Source organism: Pseudomonas sp. MDT1-16, assembly GCF_054898115.1.
Window position 1 is genome coordinate 5,316,900 of record NZ_CM142717.1, and the last position, 23,219, is coordinate 5,340,118.

25 protein-coding genes, 1 pseudogene and 1 riboswitch are annotated in these 23,219 nt (G+C 59.2%); of the genes and pseudogenes, 15 read left to right on the plus strand and 11 right to left on the minus strand.

The annotated features are described in order from the left end of the window. The first annotated feature begins 115 nt into the window (after nt 1-115). Nucleotides 116-1,009, plus strand: a complete 894-nt coding sequence (locus tag ACYZT3_RS24505) for a glycosyltransferase family 2 protein (protein ID WP_282378926.1) — start codon at nt 116-118, stop codon at nt 1,007-1,009. 15 nt (nt 1,010-1,024) lie between these two features. Here ACYZT3_RS24505 and ACYZT3_RS24510 read toward each other — a convergent pair whose 3' ends face one another. After that, entirely contained in the window at nt 1,025-1,654 is a 630-nt protein-coding gene (locus ACYZT3_RS24510; RefSeq protein ID WP_282378924.1) for a LysE family translocator, read from the minus strand. Nucleotides 1,655-1,745: 91 nt separating this feature from the next. Between ACYZT3_RS24510 and ACYZT3_RS24515 the strand changes: the two genes are divergently transcribed. From ACYZT3_RS24515 to ACYZT3_RS24525, 3 genes are all read left to right on the plus strand, one after another. Then, nucleotides 1,746-2,711 (plus strand): 2-hydroxyacid dehydrogenase, encoded by a 966-nt coding sequence (locus ACYZT3_RS24515; RefSeq protein ID WP_282378921.1) that lies wholly within the window; start codon nt 1,746-1,748, stop codon nt 2,709-2,711. Nucleotides 2,712-2,745: 34 nt separating this feature from the next. Then, the gene (locus tag ACYZT3_RS24520) at nt 2,746-3,744 is read left to right on the plus strand and encodes a methyltransferase (protein ID WP_462030932.1); all 999 of its coding nucleotides are present in this window, start codon (nt 2,746-2,748) and stop codon (nt 3,742-3,744) included. A 51-nt stretch (nt 3,745-3,795) separates the two neighbouring features. After that, a riboswitch (yybP-ykoY riboswitch) is annotated at nt 3,796-3,920 on the plus strand. Between the two features lie 88 nt (nt 3,921-4,008). Next, a complete protein-coding gene (locus ACYZT3_RS24525) occupies nt 4,009-4,593 on the plus strand; it encodes a TMEM165/GDT1 family protein (RefSeq protein ID WP_462030933.1) in 585 nt (194 codons plus the stop codon). Between the two features lie 122 nt (nt 4,594-4,715). On the opposite strand, the gene ACYZT3_RS24530 is transcribed toward ACYZT3_RS24525, so the two are convergent. Further along, nucleotides 4,716-5,534, minus strand: coding sequence for a M48 family metallopeptidase (locus ACYZT3_RS24530; RefSeq protein ID WP_282378912.1), 819 nt, complete (start codon nt 5,532-5,534; stop codon nt 4,716-4,718). Between the two features lie 1,362 nt (nt 5,535-6,896). Here ACYZT3_RS24530 and ACYZT3_RS24535 point away from each other — a divergent pair. Together ACYZT3_RS24535 and ACYZT3_RS24540 are read left to right on the plus strand one after the other, a co-directional pair. Next, nucleotides 6,897-7,094: pseudogene (locus ACYZT3_RS24535) on the plus strand (HAMP domain-containing protein); the annotation flags it as partial. Nucleotides 7,095-7,205: 111 nt separating this feature from the next. Next, entirely contained in the window at nt 7,206-7,949 is a 744-nt protein-coding gene (locus tag ACYZT3_RS24540; RefSeq protein WP_462032420.1) for a methyl-accepting chemotaxis protein, read from the plus strand. Nucleotides 7,950-8,051: 102 nt separating this feature from the next. Here the strand turns inward: ACYZT3_RS24540 and ACYZT3_RS24545 are convergent, their stop codons facing one another. From ACYZT3_RS24545 to ACYZT3_RS24555, 3 genes are read right to left on the minus strand one after another with little or no spacing between them, the layout of a single operon-like run. Beyond that, the gene (locus ACYZT3_RS24545; RefSeq protein WP_282378905.1) at nt 8,052-8,675 is read right to left on the minus strand and encodes an SOS response-associated peptidase; all 624 of its coding nucleotides are present in this window, start codon (nt 8,673-8,675) and stop codon (nt 8,052-8,054) included. Between the two features lie 35 nt (nt 8,676-8,710). Then, the gene (locus ACYZT3_RS24550; protein WP_282378900.1) at nt 8,711-8,971 is read right to left on the minus strand and encodes a putative signal transducing protein; all 261 of its coding nucleotides are present in this window, start codon (nt 8,969-8,971) and stop codon (nt 8,711-8,713) included. Nucleotides 8,972-8,980: 9 nt separating this feature from the next. Continuing rightward, entirely contained in the window at nt 8,981-9,163 is a 183-nt protein-coding gene (locus ACYZT3_RS24555) for a CPXCG motif-containing cysteine-rich protein (protein WP_282378897.1), read from the minus strand. 142 nt (nt 9,164-9,305) lie between these two features. Between ACYZT3_RS24555 and ACYZT3_RS24560 the strand changes: the two genes are divergently transcribed. After that, nucleotides 9,306-10,469 (plus strand): 1-acyl-sn-glycerol-3-phosphate acyltransferase, encoded by a 1,164-nt coding sequence (locus tag ACYZT3_RS24560; protein ID WP_282378894.1) that lies wholly within the window; start codon nt 9,306-9,308, stop codon nt 10,467-10,469. Nucleotides 10,470-10,693: 224 nt separating this feature from the next. Further along, nucleotides 10,694-10,900, plus strand: coding sequence for a hypothetical protein (locus tag ACYZT3_RS24565; RefSeq protein ID WP_282379064.1), 207 nt, complete (start codon nt 10,694-10,696; stop codon nt 10,898-10,900). Nucleotides 10,901-10,988: 88 nt separating this feature from the next. On the opposite strand, the gene ACYZT3_RS24570 is transcribed toward ACYZT3_RS24565, so the two are convergent. Continuing rightward, a complete protein-coding gene (locus ACYZT3_RS24570) occupies nt 10,989-11,573 on the minus strand; it encodes a YajG family lipoprotein (RefSeq protein WP_462030934.1) in 585 nt (194 codons plus the stop codon). Between the two features lie 204 nt (nt 11,574-11,777). Between ACYZT3_RS24570 and ACYZT3_RS24575 the strand changes: the two genes are divergently transcribed. Then, nucleotides 11,778-12,011: a hypothetical protein gene (locus ACYZT3_RS24575; RefSeq protein WP_282378889.1), complete on the plus strand. Its 234-nt coding sequence runs from the start codon at nt 11,778-11,780 to the stop codon at nt 12,009-12,011. Between the two features lie 741 nt (nt 12,012-12,752). After that, nucleotides 12,753-14,261, plus strand: a complete 1,509-nt coding sequence (gene mqo / locus ACYZT3_RS24580) for a malate dehydrogenase (quinone) (protein WP_282378887.1) — start codon at nt 12,753-12,755, stop codon at nt 14,259-14,261. Nucleotides 14,262-14,337: 76 nt separating this feature from the next. Here the strand turns inward: mqo and ACYZT3_RS24585 are convergent, their stop codons facing one another. The 3 genes from ACYZT3_RS24585 to ACYZT3_RS24595 all read right to left on the minus strand — a co-directional run bounded on the left by ACYZT3_RS24585 (nt 14,338) and on the right by ACYZT3_RS24595 (nt 15,922). Then, nucleotides 14,338-14,625 (minus strand): PA4642 family protein, encoded by a 288-nt coding sequence (locus ACYZT3_RS24585; protein ID WP_462030935.1) that lies wholly within the window; start codon nt 14,623-14,625, stop codon nt 14,338-14,340. A 63-nt stretch (nt 14,626-14,688) separates the two neighbouring features. Continuing rightward, a complete protein-coding gene (locus ACYZT3_RS24590; RefSeq protein WP_462030936.1) occupies nt 14,689-15,174 on the minus strand; it encodes a hypothetical protein in 486 nt (161 codons plus the stop codon). 190 nt (nt 15,175-15,364) lie between these two features. Beyond that, on the minus strand, nt 15,365-15,922 hold the full coding sequence (locus ACYZT3_RS24595; RefSeq protein ID WP_282378875.1) for a hypoxanthine-guanine phosphoribosyltransferase: 558 nt from the start codon (nt 15,920-15,922) through the stop codon (nt 15,365-15,367). Between the two features lie 165 nt (nt 15,923-16,087). Between ACYZT3_RS24595 and upp the strand changes: the two genes are divergently transcribed. Together upp and ACYZT3_RS24605 are read left to right on the plus strand one after the other, a co-directional pair. Beyond that, a complete protein-coding gene (upp, locus tag ACYZT3_RS24600) occupies nt 16,088-16,726 on the plus strand; it encodes a uracil phosphoribosyltransferase (protein WP_282378873.1) in 639 nt (212 codons plus the stop codon). Between the two features lie 2 nt (nt 16,727-16,728). Beyond that, nucleotides 16,729-18,003 carry a uracil-xanthine permease family protein gene (locus ACYZT3_RS24605; protein WP_282378870.1) on the plus strand — a complete coding sequence of 425 codons (1,275 nt, stop codon included), beginning with the start codon at nt 16,729-16,731 and terminating at the stop codon, nt 18,001-18,003. 38 nt (nt 18,004-18,041) lie between these two features. Here the strand turns inward: ACYZT3_RS24605 and hemH are convergent, their stop codons facing one another. Together hemH and ACYZT3_RS24615 are read right to left on the minus strand one after the other, a co-directional pair. Next, the gene (hemH, locus tag ACYZT3_RS24610; RefSeq protein ID WP_282378868.1) at nt 18,042-19,067 is read right to left on the minus strand and encodes a ferrochelatase; all 1,026 of its coding nucleotides are present in this window, start codon (nt 19,065-19,067) and stop codon (nt 18,042-18,044) included. Nucleotides 19,068-19,080: 13 nt separating this feature from the next. Further along, a complete protein-coding gene (locus ACYZT3_RS24615; RefSeq protein WP_462030937.1) occupies nt 19,081-19,983 on the minus strand; it encodes a TIGR01777 family oxidoreductase in 903 nt (300 codons plus the stop codon). 196 nt (nt 19,984-20,179) lie between these two features. On the opposite strand from ACYZT3_RS24615, the gene ACYZT3_RS24620 reads away from it, so the two are divergent. The 3 genes from ACYZT3_RS24620 (at nt 20,180) to ACYZT3_RS24630 (ending at nt 23,207) form a co-directional block, all read left to right on the plus strand. After that, nucleotides 20,180-21,166 carry an NAD(P)/FAD-dependent oxidoreductase gene (locus ACYZT3_RS24620; RefSeq protein ID WP_282378862.1) on the plus strand — a complete coding sequence of 329 codons (987 nt, stop codon included), beginning with the start codon at nt 20,180-20,182 and terminating at the stop codon, nt 21,164-21,166. A 129-nt stretch (nt 21,167-21,295) separates the two neighbouring features. Beyond that, entirely contained in the window at nt 21,296-22,255 is a 960-nt protein-coding gene (locus ACYZT3_RS24625; protein WP_282378859.1) for a YbgA family protein, read from the plus strand. A gap of 10 nt (nt 22,256-22,265) precedes the next feature. Continuing rightward, the gene (locus ACYZT3_RS24630; RefSeq protein WP_282378856.1) at nt 22,266-23,207 is read left to right on the plus strand and encodes a MerR family transcriptional regulator; all 942 of its coding nucleotides are present in this window, start codon (nt 22,266-22,268) and stop codon (nt 23,205-23,207) included. Nucleotides 23,208-23,219: the final 12 nt, after the last annotated feature.

A 23,219-nucleotide genomic window follows, 5' to 3' on the forward strand; every position in this document is an offset into this window, starting at 1 on the left:
ATGGGTTGGCAGCCGAACGGTTGCCCCAAGTCGCACGACCTCCACCTCATCTTCAAGAGAAGGATCTTGTTCACTAGACCTGTCTGGTCATACGCCATCGGTATTGCATACAAAAATGAGTATTGAACTGACCACCCCCGAGAACGGCCCCTTCAAACAAGCGCCTCTGGTGTCCATCGTGGCGCCCTGTTTCAACGCGCAAAAGTACCTGGAAGACGCCATCAAGAGCATCTTCGCCCAAGACTACCCGAACATCGAAGTCATCATCGTGGACGATGGCTCCAGCGACGACAGCCTCGCAATACTCAAGCGTTTACAACAAACCTATGACTTCCAGCTGTACTCGCAACCGAACCAGGGTGTGAGCGCGGCGCTCAACCACGGTTTGCGATACGCCAAAGGTGTCTATGTGTCGACACCGGACCTGGATGACATCATGCTGCCGGAGTCGGTGCGCATTCGCGCCGACTATCTGGACCAGCACCCGAACGTCGGCTGCGTGGGTGCGCTGATCAGCTACATGGACAGCGATGGCAACACCATCAAGCAGCAGCAACGCGACCAGATCCACACCTACAACTTCGATCAGGTCCTCAGAGGTGCCGTCGTGATCGGCGCCCCTGTTGCGCTCTATCGCATGAAAGCAATGCGAAGTGCCGACTTCTACGCGCCGAAGCTGCGGGTTCAGGACTTCCAGATGACGTTGCGAATTGCCCGGCTGGGTTATGAGATCCATGAACTGCCGGTCTGCATAACCCGCTATCGCCGCCATGCCAACAACCTGTCGAGGAAATACCGGATATTGCTCCAGGCGGACCTTGAGGCCATCGAACCGTACGTGAACCATCCCGGCTACCAGAGCGCCCGCACCAAACTGGTGAACAAGGCTCTCAAATATGCCGTCGTCGAAGACAAGAAAGAGGCCTGGCAGCTGTTGCGCTCGATCCCCTGGCGGCACCTCAACAGAACCAGCTTCAAACGTTTTAAGCGGCTGGTATTACATCGCTAGCCGCATCACAGGGCCTCAGTGCATCTCGGTAAACGCGAGTTTCACACCGATGGCGATCAGTACCGCGCCCATGGTCCGGTCGAACCAGTGGCCCATCCGGGCAAAACCGGCGCGCACGCGCTGCTGGCTGAACAGCATCGCCACCAGGCAGAACCACACAGCGGTGGCCACCGCGAGGTAGACGCCGTAGCCAGCCTGTACTGCCAGCGGCGTGTGCGGATTGATCACCACGGTGAACAGCGAGAGGAAAAACAGCGTCGCCTTCGGGTTCAGACCGTTGGTCACGAAACCCGAAGTGAAGGCGCCACGAGCAGTGCGCTCACCCGTTTCCTTGTGCAGATCGTCAGCCGCAGGTTGGGCCGGTTGTGCTCGCAACGCCTTGAAGCCGATATACAGCAGGTACGCGGCGGCAGCCCATTTCAGGGCATTAAATAACACGATCGACTGAGACACGATCAGGCCGATGCCGAGCAGCGAATAGCCAACGTGCAGGAAAATCGCCATGCCAACACCCAGCGCCGTCCAAGTACCCGCTTGACGACCATGGGTCACGCTCTCACGCACCACCACGGCAAAGTCCGGGCCAGGGCTGGCCACGGCCAGCAAGTGAATCAGGGCAACGGTCAAAAACTCTGTCCAGTACATGGGGGCTCCTTTTGGCCAAGCGTAACTGTTTGTTTCATCTGGTAGGCTCGGCAGGTTACGCCTTCAGTTCACTGCACAAAAGGTACAGTTGATGACGAACACTCACCGCGCCGTTTTCCTCGACCACCCGTCCCTGGACCTGGGCGACCTCGACCTCAGCCCGCTGCAAGAGTGTTTCAGCGACTTACAGCTTTTCGCCCAGACCACGCAAGACCAGGTGATCGAACGCCTCAAGGGCGCCACCGTCGCCATCAGCAACAAGATCCTGATCGATGCCGCCGCCATCGCGGCCAGCCCCGCGCTGAAGCTGATCCTGATCACCGCCACCGGCACCAACAACGTTGACCTCGCGGCTGCCAGCGCCCACGGGATTACCGTCTGCAACTGCCAGGGTTACGGCACGCCCTCGGTGGCGCAGCACACGATCATGTTGCTGCTCAATCTGGCAACGCGCCTGACCGATTATCAAAAGGCTGTGGGCGAAGGTCGCTGGCAGCAGGCGAAACAGTTCTGTCTGCTGGATTACCCGATTGTCGAACTGGAAGGCAAAACCCTCGGCCTGCTCGGCCACGGTGAACTGGGCGGCGCGGTCGCACGACTGGCTGAAGCCTTTGGGATGCGCGTACTGCTCGGTCAAATTCCCGGGCGCCCTGCCCGGCCGGACCGTTTGCCACTGGAAGAGCTGCTGCCGCAGATTGATGCGCTGACCCTGCACTGTCCGCTCAACGAACACACGCGCCACTTCATCGGAGCCCGTGAGCTGGCTTCGATGAAACCCGGTGCGTTCGTGATCAACACCGCACGCGGTGGTTTGATCGACGAACAGGCACTGGCGGATGCCTTGCGCAACGGTCACCTGGGAGGTGCGGCCACCGATGTGTTGAGTGTCGAACCGCCGACCGCCGGCAATCCGCTGCTGGCCCACAACATTCCACGGCTGATTGTCACCCCGCACAACGCCTGGGGCAGTCGCGAGGCTCGGCAGCGAATCGTAGGCCAGTTGACCGAAAACGCTCAGGGATACTTCAGCGGTAAAGCGCTGCGGGTCGTCAGTTGATAAACTGCGGCACTTTTTTTCACAGGAGCAGATTATGGATCCGCGCAGTGAAGTACTGCTTCGTCAGGCCGAGTTATTCCAGGGTTCGGTGCTGCTGGCCGGTTTGCCCGCTGATGACCTGCTGGGCCGTCTGCCCGACGCTCATGGCTGGTGCTGGCATGCCGGCGATCAAGCAGCGCTGGACGCCCGCTTCGCCGAGCGCAGCCATTTCGGTGTGACTGTACCGGAGCGCGCGTTCGACACCGCCGTGGTGTTTCTGCCCAAGTCCAAGGACCTGACCGACTACATCCTCAACGCCATCGCCTCTAAACTGGCCGGTCGTGAACTGTATCTGGTGGGTGAAAAACGCAGCGGCATCGAAGGCGCGGCCAAGCAACTGAACCCCTTCGGCAAACCTCGCAAGCTCGACAGCGCGAGGCATTGCCAGCTGTGGCAGGTCACCGTGGCCACTGCGCCAGAAGCCAAATCGCTGGAAAGCCTGGCCGAGACTTATGAGTTGCCGCTGGCCGAAGGCCCGTTGAAAGTCATCAGCCTGCCGGGCGTGTTCAGCCACGGGCGGCTGGATCGCGGCAGCGCGTTGCTGCTGGAACATCTCGATAAGCTGCCGAGTGGCCATTTGCTCGACTTCGGTTGCGGCGCGGGCGTTTTGGGTGCGGCGGTCAAGCGGCGTTATCCACACAACCAGGTCACGTTGCTCGACGTTGATGCCTTTGCCGCCGCCAGCAGTCGCCTGACATTGGCTGCCAACGGTCTGGAAGCTGACGTGATTACCGGTGACGGCATCGACGCTGCACCGATGGGCTTGAGTGCAATTCTGAGCAACCCGCCGTTCCATGTCGGCGTTCACACCGACTACTTCGCTACCGAGAACTTGCTGCGAAAAGCAGCCAAACATCTGAAAAACGGTGGCGAACTGCGCTTGGTGGCGAACAGCTTCCTGAAGTACCAGCCGCTGATCGAAGAGCACCTCGGGGTGTGCGCAATCAAGGCTGAAGGACAGGGTTTCAGAATCTATCGGGCCAAACGCGGCTAGGTCTTCTTTCTAAAAAAGAGGCTTGCCCAATCGGATTTGTCTAGGCAGAATCCGCTCCGTCCTAGGGGAGTAGTCTCCCACGAGCGCCATGCTCGTCCGGCATACGTCAACATACTTGGTCAACAGACCATGGCGTATGCGACCCAAGCGTCCGCATCAGACGGATCGCAGGGTTTGACAAGACCTATGACACGAACACCTTACCCGGGGCGGGAAGGCTGTACGTGTCATAGCCGTGTCGACCCGCCCCTTAGGAAAACCCTGATGCTGGACTCTCTACTCGTTCCCACCGCAATCGTTGCCTTGGCCGAAATCGGCGACAAGACGCAACTGCTCGCACTCATTCTCGCCGCTCGCTTTCGCAAACCCTGGCCGATCATCGCCGGCATCGTTGCCGCAACCCTGGCCAACCACGCGGCAGCCGGTGCGGTAGGCGCTTGGGTCGGTGGCTTCTTCTCGAATGCGATGTTGCACTGGATCCTCGCCGCGAGCTTCACCGCGACGGCGTTGTGGACCCTGGTGCCGGACAAAATGGACGACGACGAAGCCAGCACCGCCCGCAAGTTCGGACCGTTCCTGACCACGTTGATCGCGTTTTTCCTTGCGGAGATGGGCGACAAGACCCAGGTCGCCACCGTGATGCTCGCTGCGCAATACCCGGAACTGTGGCTGGTGATTATCGGCACCACCGTCGGGATGTTGATTGCCAACGTGCCGGTGGTTTTGGCGGGTAACTTTGCCGCGGATAAATTGCCGCTCACCCTGATCCGTCGCCTGGCGGCGTCGGCGTTCTTCATCCTCGCCATTGTCGCGGTGTACAAGGCGATGCAGAGCAGCGGGTGGGTTTGACGCGGTAGGTCGGTAGACCGCGTTATCGTTCTTCGCGGGCAAGCCTCGCTCCTACAGATCAGCGTAATCCTGTAGGAGCGAGGCTTGCCCGCGAAGGCGTCAGCAGCCGCGCTGCATGAACATCAGGACTTTTTGGCTTTCTCGTACAGCGGCATGACTTTCGGAATCGCCGCTTGCAACGAAGCAACCCGACTGGCCGACGCCGGGTGCGTGCTCATGAACTCTGGCGGCGAACCTTGCGACGCCTTGCTCATCTTGTTCCACAAAGTGATCGCCGCGTTCGGGTTGTAGCCGGCGCGAGCAGCCAGTTCGAGGCCGATCAGGTCCGCCTCGTTTTCATTGGAGCGACTGTTGGGCAAGGTCATGCCGTAGTTGGCCACGGTGTCCGCCAACGCCAGGCTGTCCTGACCCAGACCGAACAAGGCACCGGCGCCCTGCTTGGCCATTTCGATGCCGTACGCTTTGGACATTGCTTCACGACCGTGCTCGCGCAGGGCGTGGGCGATTTCGTGGCCCATGATCGCGGCGATTTCATCGTCGGTCAGTTTTAGGCTGTCGATCAGGCCGGTGTAGAAGATGATCTTGCCGCCAGGCCCACAGTTGGCGTTGAGTTCGTCGCTCTTGATCAGGTTGACCTCCCACTTCCACTGGGCCGAATCCGGTCGAAAAATCGGCGCCTGGGCAATCAGCCGGTCGGCAATGGCCTGGACACGTTTGGCCTCGTTACTGGTCTTGTCCAGCACGCCTTTACTGCTCGCCTCGCCGACTGTCTTTTGATAAGACTGGGCGTACATCTGATTGACCTGATCGGTCGACAGCATGCTGAACATGTACTGTTTGCGCTCAACGCCCACCGCGCCACCGCTGGTGGTGTTGACCGACTGACAACCCGCGAGCAGCAGACCTGCGCTCAGCGCACACAAAACCAATGTCTTATTCATCAAAAATTTCCCTGAAAACATGCCGGTTATCCTAGGCGGTGAATTGTATTGGCGCCAGATACAACAGAGGTGTAGACGCACATTTCAGACAAAGCTCTCATGACCGTAGGAAAAAATTCACCTAACAGCGCCCACCGCGGTCGATAACGGACCGTAATGATTCATTTGCGACATTAACGCCTGCAAAACAGCCAATTCGCCAAACCCCGCTCATGGCCATCGACACCCCTGCCGATACAGCACCGCAGACGTCCTCTTGCGTGCGGAGCACCCATGAAATTCAAGTCGATCCAGTTTTCCGTGGCAGCCCTCGCTGGCGCCATCGTACTTAGTGTCGTGGCAGCCCTGGTGCTGTACGCGCTGTTTTCCGGCGCACGGACACAAGACATGGTCCAGGAGCGGACCCAGGCACAATTCGAGCAAGTCATCGAACAGCGCTTGACGTCACTGGCGCAAACCCAGGTCAGCCAGATTCAACGTGAGCTCGAAGCGCCACTGCTGATTGCCGGCGGGCTGGTGCGAGTCAACGCATTAATCGGTACACCGGGCGCCGATGGCCAGCCACAGTTGAGCCTGAGCCGTGAGCAATTGATCAGCCTGATCAAGGAAAACGTCACCAAGAACCCGAAAATTCTCGGCACCTACGTCGGTTGGGAAAAAAACGCCCTCGATCACAACGATGCGGCCTACGTCGACACCAAGATTGTCGGCATCGACGCCAGCAACGGCCGCTTCCTGCCGTGGTGGTTCCGCAACGAAGACGGCAGCCTGGGCCTGGACAAACTGGTGGACGTCGACGACCAGAAAACCCTGTCCACCGGCGTGCGTGCCAGCGAGTACTACCTGTGCTCAAAAGAAACCAAAAAATCCTGCGTGATCGATCCGGCGCCCTACAAGGTCGGCGACAAGATCGTCATGCTCGCCTCCTTTATTGAACCGATCATGCTTAACGGGGCCTTTCAAGGCATCGTCGGCGCCGACTTGTCGGTGAACTTCATTCAGGAAATGCTCCTCGGCGCAAATCAGAAGTTGTACAGCGGCTCAGGTGTTATGGCCTTGATCGGCGGCAACGGTCGGATCGTCGCCTACACCAAGGACCCGAGCAAATTTGGTGAGAAGGTCAGCGACATCCTCGATAGCCAGCAGATTGCCAACATGGCCAATCTCAAACGCGGTGAAGTCACCTACACCGTCGACAAGGCCCAGGGCCGGATCGAGTTGTACCTGCCGTTTGGCATCGGCCAGACCGACGCTCGCTGGACCCTCATGCTGCAACTGCCGCTGAACGCGGTGATGGCCGACCTGCAAACACTTCAGGGCGATCTGGATACTCAGCGCAAGTCCGACACCTTTGGCATGGCCATGGTCGGTTTGTTGATCGCGGGTATCGGTTTGCTGGTGATCTGGCTGGTGGGCCACGGCATTGCCCGGCCGTTGAAGCAGATGGTCGCCATGCTCGACGACATCGCTCAAGGCGAAGGCGACCTGACTCGCCGCCTGACCAGCGACCGTGCCGATGAACTGGGCTCGATTGCCAAAGGCTTCAATACTTTCCTGGCCAAGTTGCAGGCGATGATCACCCAGGTGGTGACTTCGGTGCAGAGCGTCAGCGACTCGTCGGAACACACCGCCGACATCGCCATCCGCACCAACATTGGCGTGCATAAACAGATGGCCGAGATCGATCAGGTGGCCACGGCGGTGCATGAAATGACCACCACCGCCCAGGACGTCGCGCGCAACGCGACCCAGGCTGCGCAAGCCGCCAGCCATGCGGATCAGGCGGCGGCACAGGGCATGCAGATCGTACGGGACACGTCGAACTCGATCGGCGTACTGGCGGTGGAAATCGGCAAGGCCGTCAGCGTGGTACAGACCCTGGCCAAGGACAGCGAGAACATCAACGCAATCCTCACCGCCATTCGCGGGATCGCAGAACAAACCAATTTGCTGGCCTTGAACGCGGCCATTGAAGCGGCCCGTGCCGGTGAGCAGGGACGTGGTTTTGCGGTAGTGGCCGATGAAGTGCGCAATCTGGCGCAGAAAACCCAGAAAGCCACTGAAGAAATTCAGACCATGATTCAGCAGCTGCAACAAGGCACGCGCGATGTAGTGCGGGTGATGGAAGACAGCCAGAACCGCACCGACGAAAGCGTGCAGCATGCGGCGAAAGCGGCCGAGGCGTTGGAGACGATTACTCAGGCGGTGTCGGTGATCAACGACATGAACACGCAGATTGCCAGTGCAGCCGAGGAACAGAGCGCGGTGGCTGACGACATTAATCGTAATGTGATCAACATTGGGCAAGTGGCCAATGAAGTGGCGAGTGGAGCAGATGAATCGAGTGCGGCGAGTGCGGATTTGACCAAGTTGGCTGAGCAGCAGCGGCGGTTGATTAATCAGTTCAAGGTTTGATCCTAAGGCCTCTTCGCGGGCAAGCCTCGCTCCTACAGGGGATCACATAACCCGTAGGAGCGAGGCTTGCCCGCGAAGGCGTCCGCACAGACGCCACATCAGTTAGCCGGGGGTCAAACACTCCGGCCCATTCAGCTTCGGATCATTCACCAAATTCGCCAACACCCGCTCGCGCAACGCAGCAGGTTCACTGGCGAGCAATGCCTGCAAAGTATGCAACGGCGTTTCGGGATTGAGCCACGCTTCCTGCCCCTGCGCATCGAGAATCAACGGCCGGCGCTGACTCGCCGCCGGCTGCGTGATCACCGCCGTGCTCAGCCACACCTGCTCCTGCACCGGATACGCTTCCCAGATCGCTGCAAAGAACAGCGTCGAACCCTCCCCCGGTGTCAGCCAGAACGGACGCTTACGAGTCGTGCCGCGCCACTCGTAAAAACCATTGGCCGGCAGTAAACAGCGGCGTTCGCGCAGGGCCTGGCGAAACATCGGTTGTTCAGCGACGGTTTCGGCACGGGCATGGGCCGGGGTACGGGAAAGATCGGTCAGCCACGGCGGCGTCAAACCCCAACGTGCCCGAGCCAACTCGCGCTGACCGTCAACGCCTGCACGCAGCATCAGCACCGAATCGTTGGGAGAAATATTCCACTGGGCCTGCTGATCGGCGGGGAAGCCAGGCAGGGCCGCGAAGGCGGGGTTCCAGCGAAACAGGGCATAACGTCCACACATGGGGCAACACGACTCTTGATAAAACGAACGCCAGCCTAACAGACCAGCGTGCCGGGAAAACCTTCCGGTTCGTCGCCGGGCAGTGGCAGCGCGGCATTGTACGCGGTGATCAGCTCCCGGGCGTATTCGGCCTGGTCGTTATCGACCGATAAACCCAGCAGGCCGAAGATCGGCAATTCGCCGGTGCCGCCGAGTAAATCACGTCCCACCAGATGCGCCTCAATGCCCTCGCTGGCCAGCATGCCTTGCAGCAACTCACCTTCCATCAGGTTTTCAGGCTCGTAGATTCGCTGCATAGACGCCCCTCACTCATTTTCGCTGATCACGTCGAGATGCCATTCCTCTCCGTGAACCTGCAACACAAACTTTATCGGCCGACAGCACACCGGACAGTCTTCGATATAGGTCTGATCGCCACCGGACAAGTCCAGAACAGCCTCAGCCTCTTCACCACAATACGGACATTCATACTGCGCAGTTTCCAGCATCGCGGTCTCCCAGGTGACTTGTGCGTATAATCGCCGGTCTATTTGCAGGGCCATTTTTGTCTGGCTGCCGCTTCAGACCGTGCCCCGTTGGTTTTCGATCAAAACCTTTACTTACCCTAGCCGTTTCTAACAAGAGAGCATGATGGGCGAATTCGATGCCATCCGACCGTACGACGACAGCGAAGTCCCAGCGGTGCTGGACCGGCTGCTCGGCGACAAGGCGTTTCTAGATATCCTCATCCACTTCCGCTTCCCGCGTTTTGCCGGTGCTTTCGGCTGGGCGCTCAAACCTCTTATAGCTCATCGGCTGCGCCGTGAGTTCGCTGGCATCACCTCCGTGGCCACGCTGCAGGATAAAGTTGAGATGTACGTCGACCACACCATCGAGCGCGCTACGGACGGTGTGACGTACACCGGCGTCGAGCAGTTCAAGTCCGGCAGCGCCTACCTGTTCATCGCCAACCACCGCGACATCGTGATGGACCCGGCCTTCGTCAACTACGCCGTGTACCACGCCGGCCTGCCGACACCGCGCATCGCGATTGGCGATAACCTGCTGCAAAAGCCCTTCGTCAGCGATCTGATGCGCCTGAACAAGAGTTTCATCGTGCACCGTTCGATCAGCGGTCGCCGCGAGAAGATGGCGGCGTATCAACTGCTGTCGGCCTACATCAACCACTCGATCCGCAACGATTGCGCCTCGATTTGGATCGCCCAGGCCGAAGGCCGGGCCAAGGACGGCGACGATCGCACCGAGTCGGCCATCCTCAAGATGTTCCACATGAGCCGCAAGGACGAGCCGTTCGGCGAGGTCATCCGCTCGCTGAACGTCACCCCGGTGTCGATCAGCTACGAATATGACCCGTGCGATCAAGCCAAGGCTCGCGAGCTATTTATCCGTGCCACCACCGGCAGCTACAACAAAGTGCCGGGCGAGGACGACGTGAGCATCGCCAAGGGCATCACCGGCTACAAGGGCCGGGTCCACGTAAACTTCGCTTCGCCGATCACCGAGCTGTTCGACGACACCAAGCAATTGGCGATCGAAATGGACCGGCAGATCCTCGGCGGTTACCGCCTGTTCCCGGTGCACTACCTGGCCTATGCCCAATGGAAAGAGGCCGACCCGCAATTGCAGGTCCCGAAAGCTGCTGAGGTGTTTGCCGCCGATGAACTGGCCAAGGCTCAGGAGCAATGGCAGCAGCGTCTTGACGCTTGCCCTGAGGAACATCGTCCGTTCCTGGTGCTGCAATACGCGACGCCGGTGCGCAATCAGTACCGCGTGAAAGCAGGTTTGCCGCTGTAAGGTGTTTGGCTGGATACGACAACGGCGCCTTTGGGCGCCGTTTTCATTGCTGCGATTTTTGCGGTCAGACTCGCGTGCTGATCCACGACACCAGCAGCGCCAACCCCAGCTGCCCTGCCTTTGCGACAAATAACGAAACATCTGGCCAAATGCTGCCCTGTGTCACGGCTCCGTCATCTGGATACGCCAGTCTGGCGCCCCTCGAAACCGACACGGATACCGTCATGCTGCACGCCGAAAACCAGGATCGCCTCTACCTCATCGCCCAGAGCGACGAACAACAAAACCTTGTTGGCAGCCTCGCCTTTAACGTTCAGGACCGCCATTGGCTGGTGTATTGCGCGTTGAGTGGGCATCAACATGCGGATTTGCCGGAGACGGATTTGTTGACTGGGGTGAGTGTGCTGGATTTTTACTCGCAAGCGGCCTGACACAGCGGCCCCCTGTGCGCACCTGACAGTCGGCATAAAAAAGCCCGGAATCATGACTGACACCGGGCTCTTTGTTACCAGCAAAAGCTTACTCGCCGAGAATCTGACCAATCGTCGGATCCTTGAACAGACGCGTCAACGCATCGCTCAACACATCACTGACCAGCTTGGTATTGGTCTCCTGATTCGGCGCCATACCAAAACGCTGATCCAGGGACGCACCGTACCGACCGCTGTAACGACGATTGGCATTCTGCACATCGGAGCGGAACGTCGCGCCAATGGTCGCCTCAGTCACATACATGCCTTCTTTAGGCGACTGATACTTCAGCTCCGCCAAGGTCACGGTCAACTGCGGAGCATTCATGCCGCTGGACACCGGGGTGAAACCCAGCAAACGCACGGCCGCTTCAGCCTGAGCCTGCAACTTCGGCAGAATCTGCGCGCCCTGCACGGTGATCGCGCTGGTCTCAGGGTACAGACCACCACGGGTGCCCAATGTCGGCGACGGACGACCGTCCACCACACGCACCACCACCGGCTGACCATGGCCGACCGGTGCCAGCTGAGCCGTCAGCTTGGGTTCCGGATTCAGTTGTTGCGGGCTGTGGGCGCAGCCGACCAGGGTCAAACTGGTCACAGTGATCAAACCGAACAACAGGCGTTGCAACATGCGCTTCTCTCCAGAATCAGGCACAAACAGGCCCGCAGTATAGCGGTGGGCCACTGCGGGTAACTAGCACCTCACAGTGAATACTGAAATCTCTGACAAACCCTTCAGACCGCGGTTCCTGTCACACATTTTTCACCTGCCTTTCACGTGTACGTCACGACTCGCTGTCAAGTTCGTCGGTAGTCACCCACAAGGTACTTCGCCATGCGCTATCTCACCTCGCTGTTCACCCCACGCCCTCTGCATCGCTGCTTCGCCCTGCTCGACCGCAACGGCCACTGCCTGGCTTTCAAACAGTGCAGCCTCCAGCCCATGGGCGATAGCTGGGTCGAAATCGAAGAAATCCGTCTCAATTGGTTGCACCATCCCCTGCCCCCTAGCGCCCGTGTCAGCCAGCGCCAGCCACGTGCGCGGGCTCATCAGTGGTTGACCACCTGACCGAACGCTTAATAAAAGTCATTAAACACGACCATTTCCCTGCGTTTCTTCGCTACAATCTCCCCCCGATTATAAGGACGTCTCCTGATCGGGCCTCGCAGCATCGTCAATGCGCTTGTATTGACACCCCGCACCGCCCACAGAGAGCCGCCCACACAGATCGAGTGAAGCTGGCGCGCTTGCTGTTCCTTAAGCAAAAACTCCCCACTTTTCGCGAATCTGCAGAGCTGTCATTACGCTCGGTTACTGAGCTGTTTGCCCGTTTTGCCTGTCATGTATCCCATGGCGGCAATCCATCCGGGCACGGTGCCAGGCTAGGACAGCCCTTTTTTGAGGTTCACGTCTTCAAAAGAGCGTGAAAAAAACGGGTTTTCACAACTTCACAAGAGTGTGGCGAGCAAATGAATAGTTTTGCGTCTGAATATGCACCATTAGCGTCTGAAACAGCCCAACGACACAGGACCGAGTACTCCTCGAACACCGGAGCCTGAAGCCTGTCCTCTACGGATTTGGTTGCACAAACGGATGTATCGACCATAAGTCGAATTGCCAGCCGCGCGTTGAAGTGAGTTCATGTAACTCTTTTAGACTCGGCCGGTAGCGTCCGTCGAAGTTGCGATAAATTGCGAAGATTCGGACATGGCGATACTGCCATGGGTACCTGGGGCATCACTGACACGCCCCTGAACGCCTGGCAGCCATGCCGACAATTTGGTGCTGCAGATTTTGGAGACGCGTTAAATGGCGCATAACGAAGCAGTCGACGTAGTACTGGTTGGGGCCGGCATCATGAGTGCCACCCTCGCTGTACTGCTCAAAGAGCTCGACCCCGCGATCAGGCTGGAAGTCGTCGAGCTGATGGATTCCGGTGCCGCGGAGAGTTCGAACCCGTGGAACAACGCCGGTACCGGTCACGCCGGGCTGTGTGAGCTCAACTACACGCCGCAGGCCGCCGACGGCACCGTCGACATCAAGAAAGCCGTGCACATCAACACCCAGTTCGAGGTGTCGAAGCAGTTCTGGTCCTATCTGACCAAGAAAAGTACCTTCGGCTCGTGCAAGACGTTCATCAGCCCGGTGCCGCACCTGAGCTTCGTCCAGAACGACGATGGCGTTTCCTTCCTCAAGGAACGCTTCAAGACGCTGAGCAAGCACCACGCCTTCTCGGACATGGAATACACCGAAGACAAGGCCACCATGGCCGAGTGGATGCCACTGATGATGCCCGGCCGGCCGGCCGACGAAGTCGTCGCCGCCACCCGCGTGATGAACGGCACCGACGTCAACTTCGGCGCCCTGACCAATCAACTGCTCAAGCACCTGACCAGCGCACCCGATGCCCAGGTCAAGTACTGCAAGCGCGTGACCGGCCTCAAGCGTAACGGCAGCGGCTGGACCGTCAGCATCAAGGACGTCAACAGCGGCAACTCGCGTGACGTCGACGCGAAATTCGTGTTCCTCGGTGCCGGTGGCGCGGCACTGCCGCTGCTGCAAGCTTCGGGCATTGAAGAAAGCAAAGGCTTCGGCGGCTTCCCGATCAGTGGCCAGTGGCTGCGTTGCGACAACCCTGAAGTGGTCAAGCACCACCAGGCCAAGGTTTACAGCCAGGCCGCAGTCGGTTCGCCGCCGATGTCGGTGCCGCACCTGGACACCCGCGTGGTCGATGGCAAGAAGTCCCTACTGTTCGGACCTTACGCCGGCTTCACCACCAAGTTCCTCAAGCACGGCTCCTTCATGGACCTGCCGATGTCGGTTCGCGCCGGCAACATCGGCCCGATGCTGGCCGTGGCCAAAAACAACATGGACCTGACCAAGTACCTGGTCAGCGAAGTGATGCAGTCGATGGAACAGCGTCTGGACTCACTGCGTCGTTTCTACCCGGAAGCGAAAGCCGAAGACTGGCGCCTGGAAGTGGCCGGCCAACGGGTGCAGATCATCAAGAAAGACCCGAAAAAGGGCGGCATTCTGCAGTTCGGTACCGAGCTGGTCGCGGCCAAGGACGGTAGCCTTGCTGCCCTGCTCGGCGCTTCGCCAGGCGCGTCGGTGACCGTTTCGATCATGCTGGAACTGATCGAAAAGTGCTTCCCGAACAAAGCGTCTGGCGAGTGGGCTGCCAAGCTCGCGGAAATCTTCCCGGCTCGCGAAAAAGTTCTGGAAACCGACGCTGCGCTGTATCGCAAGCTCAACGTGCAGAACAACGTCGCGCTGGAACTGGTTGAAGCCAGCAACGAGACCGAAAGCTACGCTTGATTCGGCCGCATAAAAAACGCCCCGTTCTCATTGAGTGCGGGGCGTTTTTTTATACCGCTGAAAAGATCTGTTGATCTTAACCGCGAGCCTTTTCGATCAGTTCGATGTACTCGGCCGCGTGGCGCTGATCTTTGATCAAGGCAACGAAGTCATTACCGCGCTCATCCTTGCCGTCCAGATCCAGACCCGCCTCGACAAAGAACGTCAGAAAACGCTCGAAGTCATCGATGCGCAGGCCGCGGTAGGCCTTGATCAGTTTGTGCAGCGACGGCGACGTGGCGTCGACCGGTTCGAAATCGAGGAACAGTTTGATCTGCTCATCGCCGATCTCGTCACCAATCACTTGCTTCTTATCTTTACGCATTGCCGACTCCAGCTCGCAGACATTTCACGGGGCGGGCAGTTTACCCCTCGATTGACGCCGGGCTCAACGCGAACGAACGGCGCCAGTGTGCAGATCGGCCCAGATATGGCCGTTGGCGTAGCTGAGGAACTGGCAATACACCGTGTCATTGCGCAACAAGTCGATCACCACCCGGTACTGCGCCATCGGGTAAAAGAGCGTCAGGGTTTTGCTCTTGTCGTCGTAAATCGGCTTTTTCAGGCTTTTGCTTTCGCCATCGAAGTTGAGCAGCACCTGGGTGATGGTCGCGCCTTTGTTCAAGGATTTGCCCTTGAGACGGATCAGCAACGGTGACGTAACCGGAATCGGCTGCTGGTTGGACTGGCGTTGACTGCCGACCACCACCGAGTACTCGGTAACCTGCAACAGCTGTTGCTGCTCGGGTTCCGCGTCACGCAGGGTCAGGTCATCCGGGGGCAGGAACTGCGCGTGCATCGGCGCCGGGGCGGCGGCCAGGGGCAGGCTCAAGGTCAGCAACAGGGCGGCGCAGCTGCGGATCAAAAGGCTCATGAATGGCTCCGAGGGCGGGACCGAGCACTGTAGCAGCTGCCGAAGGCTGCGTCCGGCTGCGAAGCAGTCGTGAGATCAGGCATCGCGGTTCTTCAGCGTTAAACCGTGGATTCAGGATTTACGACGGCTTCGTCCGATCGCGGCCCGCGCCGAACGCAGGCTGCGCCAGGTGCTACAGATCGCGTCTGGATTACATGCCTTTAACGGCAAAAATCCCGTTGGCGTTACGCCAGTAGCCTTTGTAGTCCATGCCGTAACCGAAGATATAACGATCGATGCATGGCAGGCCGACGAAATCGGCTTTCAGGTCCGGGCGGGCCTTGCGGTCGTGGTCCTTGTCGATCAGCACGGCGGTGTGCACTTTGCGGGCGCCGGCGTGTTTGCAGTAATCGATGATCGCGCCCAGGGTGTGACCTTCATCGAGGATGTCGTCGATGATCAGCACATCACGGTCGAGGAACGAAACTTCAGGCTTGGCTTTCCAGAACAGGTCGCCGCCGCTGGTTTCGTTGCGATAACGGGTGGCGTGCAGGTAGGACGCTTCCAGCGGGAAGTTCAGATGGGTCAGCAGCTTGCCGGAGAAAATCAGCCCGCCGTTCATCACACAGAACACCACCGGATTGCTTTCCGCCATCTGATCGTTGATTTGTGCACCGACACGGGCGATGGCCGCCTCGACTTCAGCTTCGGTGTACAGGCAGTCAGCCTCTCGCATGATTTGACGGATATGCTCGAGATCAGCAGACATGGCGCTCTCCAGGGGGGTGACGGACTGAGGAAAAGCGGGCAAAGGTACGCATCCCTCACGGCCAGATCAAGCGTTTATGGACTAACGTACTCTATGTCTATAGGACAACACCCTCGGATAGATTAATCTAGGCCGGTTTTTTTGCCCGCCGCCGGAGCCTTTCCCATGCCCATCCTCGAGATCCGCCATCCGCTGATCCGTCATAAACTTGGCCTCATGCGCCGCGCCGACATCAGCACGAAGAATTTCCGTGAGCTCGCTCAGGAAGTCGGCGCCCTGCTGACCTATGAAGCCACCAAAGACCTGCCGCTGGAATCCTACGATATCGAAGGCTGGTGCGGCACTGTGTCGGTCGAGAAAATCGCCGGCAAGAAAATTACCGTGGTGCCGATCCTGCGCGCCGGCATCGGCATGCTCGAAGGCGTGCTGAGCCTCATCCCGGGCGCCAAAGTCAGCGCCGTCGGCGTGGCCCGCAACGAACAAACCTTGCAGGCCCACACCTACCTGGAAAAACTGGTTCCGGAAATCAACGAACGCCTGGCGATGATCATCGACCCGATGCTCGCCACCGGCAACTCCATGGTCGCGACCATCGACCTGCTGAAAAAAGCCGGTTGCCGGGATATCCGCGCGATGGTGCTGGTGGCTGCCCCTGAAGGCATCGCTGCTGTAGGGAAAGCTCACCCGGACGTGATGATCTACACCGCCTCCATTGACGAAAAACTCAACGAACACGGTTACATCATCCCAGGCCTGGGCGATGCCGGTGACAAGATCTTCGGCACCAAGCAGAAGGACGCTTGAGCATGCAGGATGAGTTCAACGATCCGCTCTGGCGCACGGTGCTATCGGGTGCGCAGATGCTGTTCGTGGCCTTCGGCGCCCTGGTGTTGATGCCGCTGATTACCGGTCTCGACCCGAACGTGGCGCTGTTCACCGCCGGCCTGGGGACGATTCTGTTCCAGATTGTCACCGGGCGTCAGGTGCCGGTATTCCTGGCATCGAGTTTTGCCTTCATCACCCCGATCATCCTCGCCAAGGGCCAGTTCGGCCTCGCGGCGACCATGGGCGGCGTGATGGCGGCGGGTTTCGTCTACACCTTCCTCGGCCTTGCGGTGAAGATCAAAGGCACCGGTTTCATCGACCGTCTGCTGCCACCGGTGGTGATTGGCCCGGTGATCATCTCCATCGGCCTGGCCATGGCACCGATCGCCGCCAACATGGCGATGGGCAAGGCGGGCGACGGCACCGAGCTGATTCAATACCAAACGGCAATGTTGATCTCGATGCCGGCGCTGCTGACCACCCTGATCGTCGCGGTGTTCGGCAAAGGCATTTTCCGCCTGGTGCCGATCATCTCCGGCGTGCTGGTGGGTTTTGCGATGGCGTTCTATTTCGGCGTGGTTGATACCGCGAAGATTGCCGCTGCACCCTGGTTCGCGATCCCGAACTTCACCGCGCCGGAATTCAACTGGCAGGCAATTCTGTTCATCGTTCCAGTGGCCCTGGCCCCGGCCATCGAGCACATCGGCGGCGTGATTGCAGTCGGTAGCGTGACCGGTCGCGATTACCTGAAGAAACCCGGCCTGCACCGCACCCTGCTCGGCGACGGCATTGCCACCACCGCGGCGGGACTGTTTGGCGGCCCGCCCAACACCACCTATGCCGAAGTGACGGGCGCAGTGATGCTGACCAAGAACTACAACCCGAAAATCATGACCTGGGCGGCGATTTTCGCCATCAGTCTGGCGTTCGTCGGCAAGTTCGGCGCGCTGCTGCAAAGCATTCCGGTGCCGGTGATGGGCGGGATTCTGTGCCTGTTGTTCGGCTCGATTGCGGCGGTGGGCATGAACACGCTGATTCGCCACAAGATCGACCTGGGCGAGGCGCGCAATCTGGTGATTGTCTCGGTGACCCTGGTGTTCGGGATTGGCGGCGTACTGGTCGGCACCGGCACAGGGCCTGACGACTTCGGCCTCAAAGGCATCGCACTGTGCGCGGTGACGGCGATTGCGCTGAACCTGTTGCTGCCGGGTAATGACAGCTGGAAGCACAAGAAGGCGAATGAGTCGCTGCTGTAACCCCACCTGATCGTTCCCACGCGCGTGGGGACGATCATCTACAACGCCAACGGGGCCCTTTCGCACAAGGTGTTCAACGCCTTCGCCCACTGCGGGTCATCGTTGAGACACGGCACCAGCACCAACTCCTCCCCTCCCGCCTCGCGGAACTGCTCTTTGCCGCGATCACCGATTTCTTCCAGCGTCTCAATACAATCGGCGACAAACGCCGGGCACATCACCAGCACTTTCTTCACGCCCATTCCAGCCAACTCATCGAGGCGCGCTTCGGTGTAGGGTTCGATCCATTTGGCTCGACCCAGTCGCGACTGGAATGACACCGACCACTTGCCATCCGGCAGGCCCAGACGTTTGGCAAACTCGGACGCCGTGCGCAGGCATTGGGCGCGGTAGCAGGTCGCCAATACTTCTGGCGAAGCGTTCAGACAGCAATTATCGCTTTTAAAGCAATGGTGCCCGGTCGGATCGAGCTTGGTCAGGTGCCGTTCCGGCAAGCCGTGAAAACTCAGCAGCAGGTGATCGTGATCCTGCTGCAGATAAGGCTTGGCACTGGCCACCAACGCATCGAGGTATTCCGGCTGATCGTAGAACGGCTGGAGAATCGAGAACTGTACGTCGAGCTTCTTCTCGCGCACCACTCGTTTGGCTTCTTCGATCACCGTGGTCACGGTGCTGTCAGCGAACTGTGGATAAAGCGGCGCGAGCGTGATTTTTTTGTGGCCTTGGGCGGCCAGCTGCACTAATTTCGACTCAATCGACGGCTCACCGTAACGCATCGCCAACTCCACCGGACCGTGGGTCCACTGGGCCGTCATGGCCTGCTGCAGGCGACGGCTGAGCACCACCAACGGCGAGCCCTCCTCCCACCAGATCGAGGCGTAGGCGTGGGCTGACTGCTCCGGGCGCTTGAACAGGATCAGCGACACCAGCAAACGTCGCACCGGCCATGGCAGGTCAATCACATACGGGTCCATTAGAAACTGATTGAGGTAACTGCGCACATCCGCCACCGAGGTGGAGGCCGGTGAGCCCAGATTGACCAGAAGCAATGCGTGATCGGTCATGCAACGTCCTATTTCAAAGGCGGCTGGAAAGGTCGTCCAGAGCCGCGCGCAAATCAGTGAACTGGAAAGTGAAACCCGCTTCCAGCAAGCGAGCCGGAACTGCCTTCTGGCCGCCCAGCAACAGCAATGACAACTCGCCCAGACACACCTTTAAAGCCAGGGCCGGCATGGGCATGAACGTCGGGCGGTTCAGCACGCTACCCAACGTCTTGGCGAACTCGCGATTGCGCACCGGCTTGGGCGCGCAGGCATTATAGGGACCGCTAGCGTCTTTCTGATGCAGAAGAAAATCAATCAGGGCGATTTGATCGTTGATATGGATCCACGGCATCCACTGCCGGCCATTGCCGATAGGCCCGCCCAGCCCCAGTTTGAATGGCAGTAACAGCCGCGACAAAAAGCCGCCCTCGGCTGACAACACCAGCCCGGTGCGGATGAGGGTCACGCGGATGCCCAACGCCTCGGCACGCTGGGCGGTTTCCTCCCACGCGATGCACAACTGGCTGGCGAAATCATCGATGACCGGTGGAGATTTCTCGGTCAGTTCCCGCTCGCCTCCGTCGCCATACCAACCAACGGCAGATCCGGAGATCAATACCTGCGGTTTTTGCTCACGGGTTTCGAGCCAGGCCAGCAGGGTTTCGGTCAGGGCGATTCGGCTACTCCACAACAGCGCTTTGCGTTTGGTTGTCCAAGGCCGATCGGCAATCGGTGCGCCCGCCAGATTTACAATCGCATCGATCGGTTCCGGGCCGAGGTCTTCAAGCCGGGCAACACCACGCACCTGGGTACCGCATATTTTCGCGACTTTTTCAGGACTTCGACTCCAGACCGTCAGACGATGACCCTGACTCAACCAGTGTCGGCAGAGCTGAGGTCCTATCAAACCAGTACCGCCGGTCAGCAATATGTGCATGACTTCTTCCTCGCGTGGCGTTTTACCTTGATCACTAGTCTATTTTTATAAGCAGGGATCTTTGGTATCGGGCAGGCCTTGTGTTTAACAATAGGCCAAGCTGTCAGAACGAGAACGCTAAAAGTTATACCAAAAAACAATATTGTACAGGTTTAAACCACGGCGTAGTCTGTACAGAAAGGTAAACGAGGCCCCTATGACTGTACCTATCGCAATCATCGGCACCGGCATCGCCGGTCTCTCCGCCGCCCAGGCCCTGACAGAAGTCGGGCATGTCGTTCAACTTTTCGATAAAAGCCGTGGCAGCGGTGGACGCATGTCGAGCAAGCGCAGCGATGCAGGTGCTCTGGACATGGGCGCGCAATATTTCACCGCCCGCGATCGCCGCTTCGTCACTGAAGTCCAGCGCTGGCAAAGCAATGGCTGGGTCGCCGAATGGATGCCGCAGCTCTACACCTACCACGGTGGCCAGCTCAATCTGTCGCCGGACGAACAGACGCGCTGGGTCGGTACGCCACGTATGAGCGCGATTACCCGCGGCCTGCTCGGCGATCTGGAAGTGCATTTCGCCTGCCGGATCACCGAAGTCTATCGTGGCGAAGAGCACTGGCATTTGCAGGACGCCGAAGGTTTCACCCACGGCCCGTTTAGTCATGTGGTGATCGCCACGCCGGCGCCACAGGCGACTGCACTGCTGGCCTCGGCACCGAAACTCGCCGGTGCCGCCGCCGGGGTGAAAATGGACCCGACCTGGGCTGTCGCGCTGGCGTTCAAGACACCGCTGGATACACCCATGGAAGGCTGCTTCGTGCAGGACAGCCCGCTCGACTGGCTGGCTCGCAACCGCAGCAAACCAGGACGTGACAACACGCTGGACACCTGGGTCCTGCACGCCACCAGCGCCTGGAGCAGGCAACATATCGACCTGCCCAAAGAAGCAGTGATCGAGCAATTGCACGGCGCATTTGCCGAGCTGCTGCACAGCGCCATGCCTGCCCCGACCTTTAGCCTTGCTCACCGCTGGCTCTACGCCCGACCCGCCAGCAGCCATGAATGGGGAGCCCTGGCCGATGCCGATCTGGGCTTGTATGTGTGTGGCGACTGGTGCTTGTCCGGCCGTGTCGAAGGCGCGTGGCTCAGCGGCCAGGAAGCCGCCCGCCGCTTGCATGCGCATCTGCAGTGAACCGCAGCTCCTACGGGGGCGACGGCAAAAACCTATACAAATAATTTGACTTGTACACCTTTGAATCTATGATGAAACCATGTTGTACAGAATTAACCCTCTGTACAGGTTTAGACTCGAGGTGCTCCGATGGTCCACGTCTCCGTGAAACCGAAAATCGCCATCAGTGCCTGCCTGATGGGTGCAGAAGTGCGTTACAACGGCGGGCACAAGACGTCGCGGCTGTGCAGTCGCACCCTCACTGACTATTTTGAATTCGTCCCGGTTTGCCCCGAAGTCGCCATCGGCCTCGGCATTCCTCGGGAGCCGATCCGGCTGGTGGGCGATCCTGAACATCCCGAGGCTGTCGGCACCGTCACTCCTGAGCTCAATGTCACCGTGCCGCTGGCGGAGTACGGTCAGAAAATGGCCGCGGAGTTGGCCGATATCTGCGGCTACATCTTCATGCAGAAATCCCCGTCATGCGGTTTGGATCGGGTCAAGGTCTACCACGCCAACGGTGCGCCGGTGGACGGTGGTGGCCGTGGCATCTACGCCCAGGCGTTCTGCGCGCTGCATCCGGATTTACCGGTGGAAGAAGACGGCCGGCTCAACGACCCGGTGCTGCGAGAAAACTTTCTCACCCGCGTATTCGCCTACAGCGCCTGGCAGCAGTTGTTGTGTGAAGGCCTGACTCGCCGTGGCCTCACGGACTTTCACTCGCGCTACAAATACCTGCTGATGGCCCACCACCCGGTGCAATACAAAACCCTGGGTACCCTGCTGGGCAACATGGGCCAGACCGACCCGAACGAACTCGGCCCACGCTATTTCAGCGAGCTGATGGCGGCCTTGAAAAAATGCGCTACGCGCCGCACCCACACCAATGTCTTGCAACACATCAGCGGCTATCTCAAACAGACGATCAGCCCTGAAGACAAACAGGAAGTGCAGCACGTCATCGGCCAGTACCGCCACGGGATCGTGCCGCTGGTGGTGCCGTTGACGTTGCTCAAACACTACTTCCGTCAACACCCGGATCCGTACATTGCGCAACAGGTTTACCTGCAACCGCATCCGGAAAATCTCAGTCTGCGAAACGCGATCTAATGACAATCTAATGAAAAGCCCACTCGACACCAGCGCCAGCGAAGACCTCGGCGCCGACTTCAAAAAAGCCCTCGACGAAGGCTGGCTACCGATCCGTGAAGTGGCCCGGCAGACCGGCGTCAACGCCGTCACCCTGCGCGCCTGGGAACGGCGTTATGGCCTGATCGTGCCGCAACGCACGCCCAAAGGTCATCGGCTGTTCTCGGCCGATCACGTTCAACGCATTCTGACGATCCTCACCTGGCTCAACCGCGGTGTGGCCGTCAGCCAGGTCAAGCAACTGCTTGACACCCCGCAGGCCTTTACCGAGTCCGTCGAAAACGATTGGCAAGTGCTGTGCCATACGCTGCTGCAAGCAGTCACTCAACTGAACGAACGCACCCTCGATGACACTGTCAATCAGGCCATGGCGCTGTACCCTCCACGCACTTTATGCGAACAACTGCTGATGCCTTTACTGACGGAACTGGGGCACCGCTGGCAAGGCCAGTTCGGCGCGCAGATGGAGCGGGTGTTCTTTTACTCCTGGTTGCGTAGCAAATTCGGCGCCCGCATCTACCATAACAACCGTCAGTTACGCACCGCGCCACTGCTGTTGATCAATCATTCGGACCTGCCACTGGAACCTCACCTGTGGCTCACCGCCTGGCTGATCAGCAGCGCCGATTGCCCGGTGGAAGTTTTCGACTGGCCACTCCCCGCCGGCGAACTCGCGCTGGCGGTCGATCACCTGCAAGCCCGCGGTGTACTGCTGTATTCCAGCAAAGCCATGAACCTGTCCCAACTGCCGAGACTGCTGAATGGCGTCAGTTGCCCAAAAATGATTGTCGGACCAACGGTATGCATCCACCACGCCGAGTTGTCCGTAAAAACTACTGAGATCGCTGATTTGTTCTTGGCCGACGACCCGTTAACGGCCCATCAGGACCTGGTTCAGCGTGGACTAATTTAATGAAACATACGG